The following is a 200-nucleotide window of genomic DNA, read 5'->3' on the forward strand; positions in this document are numbered from 1 at the left end:
GCTTGACATGTGCCGGACGGCCGCGGAGACGCGGTTTCCCTTCGGGGCCGGTTCACAGGTGGTGCATGGTCGTCGTCAGCTCGTGTCGTGAGATGTTGGGTCAAGTCCCGCAACGAGCGCAACCCTCGCCTCGTGTTGCCAGCACGTTATGGTGGGAACTCACGGGGGACCGCCGGGGTTAACCCGGAGGAAGGTGGGGA

Annotated in this window: 1 rRNA gene; it reads left to right on the plus strand. The window is 65.0% G+C overall.

Features of this window, described 5'->3' with window-relative positions:
- Nucleotides 1-200 (plus strand): 16S ribosomal RNA (locus CI601_RS06810); the annotation flags it as partial.

This window comes from Bifidobacterium sp. wkB344, from assembly GCF_003688305.1.
GTDB lineage: Bacteria > Actinomycetota > Actinomycetes > Actinomycetales > Bifidobacteriaceae > Bombiscardovia > Bombiscardovia mizhiensis.